We start from the raw sequence: 12,693 nt of genomic DNA, 5'->3' as shown, positions 1-12,693 counted from the left end.
AAAATCCTCCAAAAATATGTTCAATATTCAAATAAATATCGACAGTCATATTATATATCAATGAAAGCGTTTGTGTAAAGACCTACTTAAAAAGTGTAACATTTATTTCATTTCTAATATCGTATCATTTTCTAACGCGATTAAAGAGTGATATATTTGTACATCATCATCACAATCTTCGCAGTATTGAATCTCACAACAATTAAAAAATGCTGGGATATGATACTTTCCGATTTTTACGGATGTATATTTGTCCTGTAATAATTGATAGATTTCATCATATTTTATTTTCATCGTTGGATAATCATTAAATATGAACGACTCTGTAACATCATCCCTCCACTCTTCAAATAACCACCAACCTTCATAATCGGCTGTAATTATAACTATTTCATACATATGAACACCCCATTTTAAGTCAATGTTCTAGTGAGTTTATTATAGTCCTATTATTCGCAAATTCAAGGACAAAGACTTATAATTATAGTAAGAGATAAATGAATGGAGAAGTTTTATGAAGGATTACCTGACACATTTGTACGGCGTGTTGATTGCGAGTCCTGTTGCGCTTATTACGTGGCTAATGTCGTTAATGGTGTTCGATTTAGCGACTTTAACGTCAGCGATCGCAACGAGTGTTGCTGCACTCTTAACGTATGTTACAACACAGCAATTTACGTTACAAAAGTATTTAAACGAACACGAGCTTGCACGCAGTGAATATAAATATATAAAACAAGAGTTAAAGGTCGCTAAGGGAAAACAGAAGCGGCTTTTAAATAGCTTTAAAAAGATTAGAAATTTAAATGATATTAAACTTATCTTTGATATAAATAGAGTCGTACGCGCGATTATGAAACGTGTAGAAAACGAACCTAAACTATTTTATAATGGTTTACAATTCTTTCACTCTAATTTAGATTCAGCGGTAAACATGGTCGAAATATATTTAGATTTATATCGTTTACCAGGTAAAACGAAAGAAGAAAAAATTGAACTCAATACGGCAAGGTTACGCCTACTCGATTTAAAACGAAATTTAGAACTCGATTTATCAGAAATAAACAAACGAGATTATGAGCGGCTTAAAATAGAGCGTGATGTATTAAAACGCACCGAAGGAAATAATAGAAAAAGACAGTTAGAAATGAAGGAAGATGAACGCCTTCCTGACTTTTCAAAAGTGATTCAAGAGAAAGAAAAAGCAGGTGAATATATTGACAGAAAGTAATAAAAAAGATGAATTATTAAACAACCCTTTTCAACCCGTTACGGAGTTACAAAAAGAAGAACACTCACAAAATGTGACAACAACATTTAAAGATGATGAATTTACAGCAGAAGAATTAAAACAGATAGAAACGATCAAAAATCAAATACAACCACTCGACAACGATGCACTCATTTCATATGGTGCGAACGCTCAATCCCAACTGTCACAGTTTTCTCACGATATGTTAAATCAAGTACAATCTAAAGAGATAGGACCTGTTGGAGACTCTTTAAAACAGTTGATGAGTAAATTAAAAGAAATTGATCCAGAACAATTAACGAAGCAAAATAAGAATGTATTTCAGCGTATGTTTGGTAAAGTCAATCGATCAGTAAATGAATTACTCGCTAAACATAAAGGTGTTGCGAGTCAAGTAGATAGAATTAGTGTACAACTGGAAAACTCAAAAGATTTACTCGTTAGAGATGTTCAATTATTAGACAATCTCTATGAAGAAAATAAAGCGTATTTTGAAGCGCTAAACATTTATATACGTGCTGCAGAGCTTAAAAAGAATGAAATTGAGACAGAAACACTACCTGAGTTAAGACAGCGCGCAACAGCGTCTAACAATCAGATGGCAACGCAAGATGTAAACGATATGATTCAGTACATGAATCGATTAGATAAACGTATTCACGATCTTAAATTATCTCGACAAATTACGTTACAATCTGCGCCACAAATTCGTATGATTCAAAATATTAACCAGTCACTCGCTGAAAAAATTCAAAGTTCGATTTTAACATCTATCCCACTGTGGAAAAACCAAATGGCGATTGCGTTAACATTACTAAACCAAGAATCGGCGTCAAAAGCACAAAAAGCTGTAACGGACACGACGAATGAATTGTTAAGTAAAAATAGTGAGATGTTAAAACAAAACGCACTCATGACAGCAGAAGAAAACGAACGTGGTATCGTAGATATCGAAACGCTTAAATACACGCAAGAAAACCTACTTGAGACGATTGAAGAAACGTTACGCATTCAAACAGAAGGTAAAGCAAAACGTCAAGCTGCTGAAAAAGAATTACTTCAAATGGAAGAAGAACTTAAAACTCGCCTATTAGATATAAAAGATAGATACAAATAAAAGGAAAGGAGTCCCCTCCTTTCCTTTTTTCTATTCGTATACAATTTTTTCTTGTTTTGAACCGAGTATATATCCGATGATATAACCGATAACTAATAATGGAATCCATTCAAACTGTGTAGAGAATAATGGTAAACTTTCTAATACTTGAAGCGGTAGCTTTTCTAATGCTGCTACTCCAAAATATTCTGATCGATACACGACTGCAAGAATTGAAACAACCGAAATTAGATATACTGGAACTTGCATTGAAAGCTTTGGTGATGGTACAAAATACGTGATAATTACTAACGCTACGACAGTCATTGCGATTGGATATAAGATCATAAGTACTGGAACTGACCCTTGGATAATTGTACTTAAACCTTGGTTAGCAAGTACTAATGATACGAGTGTCCAAATTGCTGCCCATGCTTTATAACTTAATTTAGGGATTAATTTATTGAAATACTCTGCAACTGCTACGATTAATCCGACACAAGTTGTTAAACAAGCAAGGAATACAATCGTTGCTAGTATAAATACTCCAAATCCTCCAAGAACATCTTCAGCTACAAACGTTAAAATATAAGTTCCTAAGTTTTGACCTTCAGGTAATGCTCCAGGTAAAGCAACTCTGTTACCAATCCATGCGAGTGATACATAAATCACTCCAAGTAATGATGCGGCAATGAGTGCAGATTTAATTGTTCCATTAAGTAAATCTTTTTTATCTGTGAATCCGAGTCCACGTATTGCATTTATAACGATTAAACTAAATACAAGTGCTGCAATTGCATCCATCGTTAAATAACCTTCTGTAAATCCTACTGAAAAGGCGTTCTTTTCTAAAAATGCACCAGCCGTTGGATTTGGCGTTAAACCTAAGTAGCTCACAATACCCATAACGACTAATAAAATAATAGTAATTAATAAAATAGGTGTTAATGCCTTACCAATAGTATCTACCAGATATCCTGGCTTTAAAACAATTAAGAAAACAATAACAAAATATAACACCGAGAAGATGAGTAAACTTAATGAGCTTGTACCACTTAAGTATGGTAATACTGACAGTTCATACGCAGTTGTTGCCGTTCTCGGAATCGCAAAGAATGGTCCAATTGTTAAAAAGATAGCGACCATAAATACGACTGAGAACCACTTACTTATATGATTAAGTGACTCATCGTACCCACCTTTTGAAATGGCACCTGCAATTACTGCAATGAGTGGTAACCCTACTCCAGTAATTACAAATCCTAATATTCCAATCCAAAAGTGATCGCCGCTTTCATGTCCGATTGACGGTGGGAAAATTAAGTTTCCGGCCCCGAAGAACATCGCGAACAGCATGAATCCTACGACAAATACATATTTAGTATTCATTTCTAAACCTCCAAAAAATTAATTTATCTTTTTGCATAAACAACATATTACATGACTTAATTCATTATGTCTATATGTTTTTCGAATTATCAGAAAACTTTTTTTAAAAAATTAAGATGTGCTTAACGCACATCTTAAACTTCTTCAAAATATTCTTTATAATAGCCGCCGACTTTATTAGAATTATCGATGACAAACAAATATTCTTCAGTTTCATTAACGACTTTATACGTTTTACCAACTGTTAACATATCAGATACTTTAAACTTTTTTGCATCTGTATGAACGACTTTGACATCTTTAATATGATTATCTTTCCAAGTTTCGTGTAACATATATTCTCTCCTTAAAAAGAAAGAGGTGCATATTGCACCTCTTCTATTAACCTTCTAATAGTAAGTCTTCAGGGTTTTCAATTAATTCTTTAATTGTTTTTAAGAATCCAACAGACTCAGCACCATCAATGATACGGTGGTCGTAACTTAATGCGACATACATCATTGGACGAATTTCTACTTTACCATCTACTGCTACTGGACGTTGTTGAATCGTGTGCATACCTAAGATTGCAGCTTGAGTGCCGTTAATAATCGGCGTAGACATTAATGAACCGAATACTCCACCATTTGTAATTGTGAATGATCCACCTGTCATTTCATCAAGCGTTAATTTCTTATCGCGTGCACGTGTCGCAACATCGATAATATCATTTTCAATTTCAGCAAAGTTTTTACGGTCACAATCTCTAATTACTGGTACAAGTAGTCCCTCATCAGTTGATACTGCAATCGCAATATCATAGAACTGTTTGTAAACTAAATCTTTACCGTCGATTTCAGCGTTAACTGCTGGATATTTTTTAAGTGCAGCGACTACAGCTTTTGTAAAGAATGACATGAAGCCAAGTTTCGTTCCGTCATTTCTTTCCATAAACTGATCTTTTTTACGTTTACGTAAATCCATAACAGCAGACATGTCGATTTCGTTAAACGTCGTTAACATTGCTGTAGATTGAGAAACTTCTAATAGACGATTTGCAATCGTTTGACGACGACGTGACATCTGTTCACGCACTACAGGTTTTTCAAAAGTAGCTTGTTCTTTAACTTCTGGTTTTGCTTGTTCTGCCTTAGGTGCTTCTTTAGGCGCGTTGACATGATTATTAACGTCATGTGAACGTACTAGACCTCTTGGATCTGCAGCGTTAATGTCAGCTAAGTCGATGCCTTTTTCACGTGCTAATTTACGCGCTGAAGGCGTTGCAACGATTTGTGAATCTTCTTTAGATTCAACTACTGTTTCTTCTTTAACTTCTTCTTTTTTCTCTTCTTTAGCTTCTTCTGCTTTAGTCTCTTCTGCTTTAGGTGCACCACTGCCTTCACCAACTACAGCAACAACTTGTCCGACTTCAACAGTGTCTCCTTCTTCAGCTTTCACTTCAGAAATTACACCATCTTCTTCACTGACAATTTCAACGTTGACTTTGTCAGTTTCAAGTTCTAAAACAGCTTCCCCTTTTTCAACACTGTCTCCAACTTTTTTAAACCAAGTCGCAATCGTACCTTCTGTAATCGATTCTGCGAGCTCTGGAACGATAATTTCACTCATTCTCTATCTTCTCCTCTTATTTCAATGCTTCTTTAATGATTCTATCTTGAATTAATTTATAAATACCTGCGTTTCCTTCTGCAGGAGACGCACTTTCGTTTCTTCCAACATAGCTTAAAGCGATTTTGTCATCGAGTAGATCGCGTAAGTACGGTTCTACGAAACGATATGAACCTTGGTTTTTAGGCTCCTCTTGTACAAATCTAACTTCTTCTAATTTTGGTAGAGTACTTAGAACTTCTTTAATTTCTTCCTCTGGGAATGGATATAGTTGCTCTAATTTAATTAATAACTTAGAAGTGTCTTCTTCTTTTTTAAGATTTTCTTCTAGTTCAACTGCTACTTTACCACTAGCGATTAAAACCGTTTTAACTGATTTAGGCTTTTCGTTATTATAAATGATTTCTTTAAATGTACCATTTACAAACTCTGAAACTGGTCTAGATGCTGTTTGGTTTCTTAGTAAACTTTTCGGTGAAGTAAGTACTAATGGACGCATTAAATCAGTGTTTAAGTTTTGTGCTTGTCGTCTTAATAGATGGAAGTAGTTCGCACTTGATGATAAGTTCGCCACGATCATGTTGTTTTCTGCACATAACTGTAAGAATCTTTCAATTCTTGCACTTGAGTGTTCAGGACCTTGTCCTTCTTGTGCATGAGGAAGTAACATCGTTAAGCCTGTCGTTTCTCCCCATTTAGAATGCGCTGCAGAAATAAACGTATCAATGATTGGCTGTGCCATGTTTACGAAGTCACCGTATTGTGCTTCCCAAATTGTTAAGACGTCTTTATTTTGAACGTTATAACCATATTCATATGCTAATGCTGCAAGTTCTGATAACGGTGAGTTATAAATATCAAATGATGCTTTCGCGTCACTAATATTTTTTAACGGTGTATATTTTTCTCCGCTTTCAGGATCATGTAACACAGCGTTACGGTGTGCGAACGTACCACGTTCTGCATCTTCACCTGTAAAGCGAATTGGTGTACCGTCTTGAAGTAATGTAGCAAACGCAAGTGCTTCAGCGTGACCCCAGTCGATACCAGCTGAGTCATCTTCAAATGCTAACTTTCTTCTTTCTAAAACTTTAGAAAGTCGTTTGAATACCTCAAAATCACCGTTATAAGTTAATAATTCTTCAGTAATTTTTTCTAAACGTTCTTTCGTAATCGTTTCGTCAGCTTCGTTTTTCTGTTTACCGAACACGAATTCAGGATGTTCGATTTCACCACTTACAATCGTATCGTTTTTATCGATTTTATCGTGTGCTGAACGAATTTCTTTTTCAACATTATCAATAATTTCTGATTTTTGGTCTTTAGAAATTACTGATTCCTCAACTAATTGATCACCATATAAGTGTTCAATTGTTGGATAGTTTTTAATTTCATTGTAAAGCATTGGGTTCGTTGTCATTGGTTCATCCATTTCGTTATGCCCCATTCGACGGTATCCGATGAGGTCGATAACGATATCACGGTTGAATGTTTGACGGTATTCAAATGCTAGTTCAATTGCTTTTAATACATATTCTGGTTTGTCGTTGTTAACGTGTAATACAGGGATATCAAATCCTTTTGCGATATCACTTGAGTAAAGCGTTGAACGACCGTCCCATTCTTCTGTTGTGAATCCGATACGGTTATTCGTAATGATGTGAATAGAACCACCGACAGTGTAACCATTTAGGTCACTCATGTTCATTGCTTCAGGGTTTACACCTTGAGCTGGAAACGCAGCGTCTCCATGAACAACTACTGCAAATGATGCATTTTTGTCTTGTACACTTTCGCCGGCTACATCGTTTTGTTCTTGTGCTGCACGTGTTTTACCTTGTACGACAGGTCCAACGATTTCTAAGTGAGACGGATTATTAGCAAGTGTAACTGTTTGCTCAAGATCGTTATCATTTAATGTTTTAACCCCACCGAGGTGATATTTAACGTCTCCCATCCAACCGTTAGTAATTGCTAGAGATTCATCAGTTGGTAAGAATTTCATAGCGTCCGTTGACATGAATTCACTTAACATCATTTCGTATGGTTTTTGTAATACATGAGTTAAGACGTTTAGGCGTCCACGGTGTGCCATCCCAATTTGAAGGTGTTGTAATTTATCTTCGGCCATTTTCTTAAGTAGATGATTTAACATCGGTACTAAAGAGTCTACACCTTCAATAGAGAAACGTTTTGCTCCTACGAAGTTTTTTTGTAAATATTTTTCGAAACCTTCAACTTTTGATAATTCTTTAAATAGTGCTATTTTTTGATCGTTATCATAATTCGGTTGCCCTTTTGTTTCTGTATACTTTTTGAACCATTCTCTTTCTTCTTCGTTGTTAATGTGTGAGAATTCAAAAGATAATGGTGAAGTATACGTATCTTTTAAATGATGAATCGCATCGAGTGCATTATCAAAAGTATCTACTAAATATGGACTAATCGTTTCAACAGAAACGTTTTTAAGATCCTCTTCAGTAAATCCATAACTTTCAAAACTGAAATCAGGTTTGTTTTTAATTTCAGGAGGATACACCGGATAAACGTCAGCCACTAAATGACCGTAAGTACGAATATCAGTTACCCACTTAATAATGTTCTCTAATTTGCTACTTGAGCTACCTGTTCTCGGAGCGCTAAATTGAGTATCATTGTTTAAAATTGACTCAAATAAAATTTGCATCTCCTCAGAAACACTATTCGGGTCCTCTAAATACATATCGTAGTATTCTAAGATTAACCCAAGGTTTGTTCCGAAACTAACAGGCGCGTGATCATACGCCTTCTCTTTCATATAAGACACCTCTTCTGTGTATTTGTTACTCGCTATAAGTTTACCATTTTAAAGCTATCCTTTAAAGTAAATGACCTGTCTTAAGCGATATAATTTTACTTTAAAGGAAATTCAATATGAATTGTCGTTCCTTCATTAATTTTACTTGTGATATACACGTTTCCACCGTTTGCTTCAATAATTTTTTTAGCAATCGATAATCCAAGTCCATTACCACCGAGTTCACGACTTCTTGATTTATCGACTCTATAAAAACGGTCGAAGACTTTATTGACCTCTTCTTTAGGAATCCCGACTCCTTTGTCAGATATTTCAATTTTAATTTTATTACTCATTTGTTTAGATACGATATGAATTGATTTATTTTTATTATCGTATTTTACGGCATTATCTAGGAAGATAACGAGTATTTGTTCAAACTGATGCTGACTTATAGCGTAATATAAATCATCTTTTAAATCAGTAGTAAATGTATAAGACGGATGAAGTTGCCTCATCGCATTGACGCGACTTAAAATTTCATTGTTTAAATCAATTGGCTCAAGGACGAGTTTTTGTTTGTTTTCATTTTTTGTTAACTCTAACAATTCTTCAATTAATTTAGTAATACGCCCCATCTCATCGATAGAAATTTGAAGTGACTCTTCAAGTACCGCTTTGTCATTTTTACCCCATCGGTTTATTAAATTTAAATGCCCTTGAACAATCTGTAGAGGCGTACGTAGTTCATGTGATGCATCTTCTACAAATTGCTTTTGCTGATTAAATGACTCTTCAAGTGTATCCATCATTTTGTTAAATGAAACAACCATGTAATCAATTTCTGATAAATTCGTTCGTAAATCGAGACGTTCAGAAAACCCGTTATTTTCAACGTACTGAAGTTGCTTTGTAAATCGGTATATTGGACGTACCATTTGTCCAGAAATAAAGTAACTAATGACAGATGTCACGGATATCGACATAAATGCGATAATCGTTGCGATAATAATTATCATTTGTAAAATTGTATAATACTCTTGCATCGGGTGAATGATTGCAATATATCCATTCCAATATTCTGATTCTATCATGACAGTTTTTACGATATATTTTTTGTCATTGATTTCCATCGGATAAAAATCCGGGTTAATAATTTGTTCACGTGGTACATTATAAGACTGATCCTTACTCGGCCAACGGTACACTTCTTCACCGCTCATCGTAAAGAGTACAAATTTTTGATTATCATAAAGACTCGTATAAATATCGCGTTCAGTAATCGCGTTGATCGGTGTCGTTGAATACAAAGAATGTAATTCAACAGCACTTCTATCAGCTGCACGGTACTGTAAATCTTTTAAATATATACTCGTTGCATAAATTAAGAACGTACTGAACATAATAAAAGAACCCGTGATTATCAAAATTGCTAACCGCATCCACCTTGATCTTAGAGAGGTTTTCATTCTCGAATCACATACCCAACACCCCGAACAGTTTCGATAATTTTATCGAGGTCATATTGTTTGAGCTTATTTCGTAAATAACGAATGTAAACGTCAACGACGTTCGTTTCAACTTCGTTATCGTATCCCCAAATTTGATCTAGAATCGTCTCACGTTTTAATACAATATTCTCGTTTTCAATGAGTAATCGTAATAATTCGAATTCTGTTTTTGTTAAGTCTAGTTCTGTTTCATTGACGAGTACTTTATATGCTGATAAATCAATTGTTATACCGTTTGATTCTAATATATTCGACTCGTGTACTTTTCTGCGTCTCATAATGACGCGAATGCGTGCGAGTAGCTCTTCAATTTCAAATGGTTTAACGATATAATCGTCTGCGCCATAATCTAAGCCAATTACCTTTTCATATGTTGTATCTTTTGCTGTAATCATAATAATTGGTGTGTCTTTTTCTTTTCTAATTTTACGACATACTTCTAATCCATTTAACTCTGGCAACATTAAATCGAGTAATATACAGTCGTAATCTTTGTCTAAAGCATGTTCTAGCCCACTTAATCCGTCGAACGTTACTTCTACGTCATAGCCTTCATAAGTGAGTTCAAGCTCTAGAAAACGTGCTAAATTTTGTTCATCTTCGACAACTAAAATGTTTGGCATCGTCTCACCTCAAGTTAACTATATCATTTTGAATATTATCTCTAAAATTATCATAAAAAATACTCCGATTAAAGCAAAAACTTTAACCGGAGTTCTATTACACACCAGAAACTTTACCTGGAGTATCATTACTATAGCTTTGTTGTCGTATGATTAAGTTCTTTTTCACTTCTGGCCATTCATCATCAATTATTGAGTATACGACTAAGTTTCTAGGTATGCCATGGAGTGCACGTTCTTTTCTTAAGACTCCTTCTTTTGTAAATCCGAGTCTCTCGATTGCTTTATTTGAACGCACATTTCTTTCATCAGCACGAATTTGAACACGCATCATACCCATTACTTCAAAACAAAATTCGAGCAGTAAAAACTTTGAGTCAGAGTTTACAAAAGTACGTTGTGCACTCGTTCCAAACCAACTGGCACCAATCTCGCAACTTTGTCGTTCATAGTCGATATGCTGAATTCTTGTACTACCGAGCACTTCATCTGTTGATTTTAAAATGACGACAAACGGAATTGCCTGCATGTTGTTACGTGAATCTATTGCACTTGAGACCCATTCAGTCATCTGCTCTTCAGTGATAGCTTGATATAACATATACGTCCATATACTTTCATGGTTTACTTTTTGTAAATCTTTTGCGTGGGACAACTGCATCGGAATTAATTTAATTCTGTCATTCTCAAGAGTGATTGATTCATATAAATGAGTAATCAATAGATCCACCTACTTCATGAATTATTTTATATCTTTAAATTTTCCATGGAATATCCATGATACTAAAGAAACTGTCGCTGCTCCGATTGCCATGCCTGCGAGAACGTCTGTTGGAAAATGGACGCCGAGATATACGCGTGACGAGCAAATAAGTAAAATTGCGACAGCACAAAGTGCATACAGTACAGCTTTATGATTTAAATTCGTATGTTTTATTAACACCATCAAACTTCCAAAAAATATGGTCGAACCGAGACTGTGTCCACTCGGAAAACTAAATCCACCAATTTCAATTAAGCGTAAAAACGCCGGACGCTCTCTGTCGAATGAATGTTTCAGAACAGGAATTAAAATGCTAGATATTAACATTGAGACGACCAAAAACAATGCGTGAATGTTCATTCTGTATAACAGTAAAATCGCAATGACAATGATTGAGAGAATAATCATTGAGATAACTTCACCGAGTTGAGTGACCCCTAAAAATAATGCAGTTGTTAAAAAACTTTCTGACGCATAGATAAACTCATACACTTCGCGGTCGATATAACGACCGACACGTGATTCGTGAAACACTGCAATCACACCAAATATTAGAGTAAATACGATAAACAGTGATATTTTCTTGTCACGACTCATATTTACTCCTCCTTAAGTAGATGTTCTGTTAAGCGTTTTGGTGTCATCCCCGCTGTAAATGTCTCCATATTTTTAATGTATTCTAGTTTATTATTTTCGATTTTCCTAATATTGTCAATGATTCGTTTTGGAGTTATAGATTCATCTTCAATCGTTTCAGCATATCCCTTACTTTTAAAGTACTCAGCGTTTTCAATTTGGTCTCCACGACTTTGAGATAACGGTAATGGGATTAAAAGCATCGGTTGCTTAAGGAGTAGTAATTCGTAAATAACGTTTGCTCCACTACGTGAAATCACGACGTCAGAAATTTTATAGAAATGTGCGAGTTCATGTTGTACGAATTCGTATTGGCGATAATTAGGATGACTAATATCTTCACGAATGTTATCTGGACCAGTTATATGAATGACTTGGTATTGGTCTACAAAAGTATCTAAATGGTTATGCACTAAATCGTTTATAGATTTTGCCCCTAAACTCCCTCCGATAAACATAATTGTCGGTTTATTCGGATCTAGTCCAGTAATGTTCTCTGCAATCTCTTTACTACCATGTAGCAATTCTTCACGAATGACAGGTCCTACATACTCAGATTTATTTGAATCGACAAAGTTTAACGTCTTTTCGAAAGTGACAAATATCTTTTTAGCAAATTTACCAGCAATTTTATTCGCTAGTCCTGGAGAAATATCTGACTCATGAATATAGACGGGTATATTCAAACTTTTTGCTGCGAGTACAACTGGTACTGACACAAAACCACCTTTTGAAAAGACGAATTTCGGTTGTAACTTTTTTAATATACGTCTCGCATCAAAAATGCCTTTTGTCACCTTAAATACATCTTTAATATTTTCAAATGATAAATAGCGTCGTAACTTACCACTTGAAATGCTGTAGTATTCGATACCGGATTTTTCGATAATTTCTTTTTCAATACCTGTTTTAGAACCGATGTAATATGGCTTTACGTTATCATTTAACAGTTCTGGAGCGATTAACGTATTTAACATGACGTGACCGATTGTTCCTCCACCTGTTAATACGACTACATCATCATTTAATTTCATATGTA

At 34.9% G+C, this 12,693-nt stretch carries 12 protein-coding genes; 2 read left to right on the top strand and 10 right to left on the bottom strand.

The annotated features are described in order from the left end of the window. Positions 1-102: 102 nt before the first annotated feature. Positions 103-399 (bottom strand): DUF1033 family protein, encoded by a 297-nt coding sequence (locus tag CJ229_RS02220; protein ID WP_068130041.1) that lies wholly within the window; start codon positions 397-399, stop codon positions 103-105. Positions 400-514: 115 nt separating this feature from the next. On the opposite strand from CJ229_RS02220, the gene CJ229_RS02215 reads away from it, so the two are divergent. Next, positions 515-1,231 carry a 5-bromo-4-chloroindolyl phosphate hydrolysis family protein gene (locus CJ229_RS02215; RefSeq protein WP_070456591.1) on the top strand — a complete coding sequence of 239 codons (717 nt, stop codon included), beginning with the start codon at positions 515-517 and terminating at the stop codon, positions 1,229-1,231. Continuing rightward, positions 1,218-2,369 (top strand): toxic anion resistance protein, encoded by a 1,152-nt coding sequence (locus CJ229_RS02210; RefSeq protein ID WP_070456588.1) that lies wholly within the window; start codon positions 1,218-1,220, stop codon positions 2,367-2,369. The genes CJ229_RS02215 and CJ229_RS02210 overlap by 14 nt, the downstream gene beginning before the upstream one ends. A gap of 30 nt (positions 2,370-2,399) precedes the next feature. Here CJ229_RS02210 and brnQ read toward each other — a convergent pair whose 3' ends face one another. The 9 genes from brnQ to CJ229_RS02165 all read right to left on the bottom strand — a co-directional run bounded on the left by brnQ (position 2,400) and on the right by CJ229_RS02165 (position 12,688). Then, a complete protein-coding gene (gene brnQ, locus CJ229_RS02205; RefSeq protein WP_102167288.1) occupies positions 2,400-3,737 on the bottom strand; it encodes a branched-chain amino acid transport system II carrier protein in 1,338 nt (445 codons plus the stop codon). 134 nt (positions 3,738-3,871) lie between these two features. Then, the gene (locus CJ229_RS02200) at positions 3,872-4,072 is read right to left on the bottom strand and encodes a DUF6501 family protein (protein ID WP_040928100.1); all 201 of its coding nucleotides are present in this window, start codon (positions 4,070-4,072) and stop codon (positions 3,872-3,874) included. Between the two features lie 46 nt (positions 4,073-4,118). Continuing rightward, positions 4,119-5,345 carry a 2-oxoglutarate dehydrogenase complex dihydrolipoyllysine-residue succinyltransferase gene (odhB, locus tag CJ229_RS02195; protein ID WP_102167289.1) on the bottom strand — a complete coding sequence of 409 codons (1,227 nt, stop codon included), beginning with the start codon at positions 5,343-5,345 and terminating at the stop codon, positions 4,119-4,121. 16 nt (positions 5,346-5,361) lie between these two features. After that, positions 5,362-8,142: a 2-oxoglutarate dehydrogenase E1 component gene (locus tag CJ229_RS02190; RefSeq protein WP_102167290.1), complete on the bottom strand. Its 2,781-nt coding sequence runs from the start codon at positions 8,140-8,142 to the stop codon at positions 5,362-5,364. 95 nt (positions 8,143-8,237) lie between these two features. Further along, positions 8,238-9,563 (bottom strand): sensor histidine kinase, encoded by a 1,326-nt coding sequence (locus CJ229_RS02185; protein ID WP_317846610.1) that lies wholly within the window; start codon positions 9,561-9,563, stop codon positions 8,238-8,240. A gap of 23 nt (positions 9,564-9,586) precedes the next feature. Beyond that, complete coding sequence (locus CJ229_RS02180) at positions 9,587-10,255, bottom strand: response regulator transcription factor (RefSeq protein ID WP_068130063.1); 669 nt, start codon at positions 10,253-10,255, stop codon at positions 9,587-9,589. 97 nt (positions 10,256-10,352) lie between these two features. Then, positions 10,353-10,976, bottom strand: a complete 624-nt coding sequence (locus tag CJ229_RS02175) for a GNAT family N-acetyltransferase (protein WP_083286822.1) — start codon at positions 10,974-10,976, stop codon at positions 10,353-10,355. A gap of 21 nt (positions 10,977-10,997) precedes the next feature. After that, entirely contained in the window at positions 10,998-11,615 is a 618-nt protein-coding gene (locus tag CJ229_RS02170) for a phosphatase PAP2 family protein (protein ID WP_102167292.1), read from the bottom strand. Between the two features lie 2 nt (positions 11,616-11,617). After that, complete coding sequence (locus CJ229_RS02165) at positions 11,618-12,688, bottom strand: undecaprenyldiphospho-muramoylpentapeptide beta-N-acetylglucosaminyltransferase (RefSeq protein WP_070709935.1); 1,071 nt, start codon at positions 12,686-12,688, stop codon at positions 11,618-11,620. Positions 12,689-12,693 lie beyond the last annotated feature (5 nt).

The sequence above is a fragment of the Nosocomiicoccus massiliensis genome, from assembly GCF_002871345.2.
Classification (GTDB): Bacteria; Bacillota; Bacilli; order Staphylococcales; family Salinicoccaceae; genus Nosocomiicoccus; species Nosocomiicoccus ampullae_A.
The sequence above is the reverse complement of the archived record's forward strand: the minus strand, read 5'-3'. Positions and strand labels throughout refer to the sequence as shown.

What these genes read in the sequence shown, in the direction of transcription:
- brnQ (WP_102167288.1), bottom strand. Translation starts at nt 3,737, where the DNA reads ATGAATACTAAATATGTATTTGTCGTAGGATTCATGCTGTTCGCGATG.
- CJ229_RS02170 (WP_102167292.1), bottom strand. Translation starts at nt 11,615, where the DNA reads ATGAGTCGTGACAAGAAAATATCACTGTTTATCGTATTTACTCTAATA.
- CJ229_RS02185 (WP_317846610.1), bottom strand. Translation starts at nt 9,563, where the DNA reads ATGCGGTTAGCAATTTTGATAATCACGGGTTCTTTTATTATGTTCAGT.
- CJ229_RS02220 (WP_068130041.1), bottom strand. Translation starts at nt 399, where the DNA reads ATGTATGAAATAGTTATAATTACAGCCGATTATGAAGGTTGGTGGTTA.
- CJ229_RS02180 (WP_068130063.1), bottom strand. Translation starts at nt 10,255, where the DNA reads ATGCCAAACATTTTAGTTGTCGAAGATGAACAAAATTTAGCACGTTTT.
- CJ229_RS02190 (WP_102167290.1), bottom strand. Translation starts at nt 8,142, where the DNA reads ATGAAAGAGAAGGCGTATGATCACGCGCCTGTTAGTTTCGGAACAAAC.
- CJ229_RS02200 (WP_040928100.1), bottom strand. Translation starts at nt 4,072, where the DNA reads ATGTTACACGAAACTTGGAAAGATAATCATATTAAAGATGTCAAAGTC.
- CJ229_RS02215 (WP_070456591.1), top strand. Translation starts at nt 515, where the DNA reads ATGAAGGATTACCTGACACATTTGTACGGCGTGTTGATTGCGAGTCCT.
- odhB (WP_102167289.1), bottom strand. Translation starts at nt 5,345, where the DNA reads ATGAGTGAAATTATCGTTCCAGAGCTCGCAGAATCGATTACAGAAGGT.
- CJ229_RS02165 (WP_070709935.1), bottom strand. Translation starts at nt 12,688, where the DNA reads ATGAAATTAAATGATGATGTAGTCGTATTAACAGGTGGAGGAACAATC.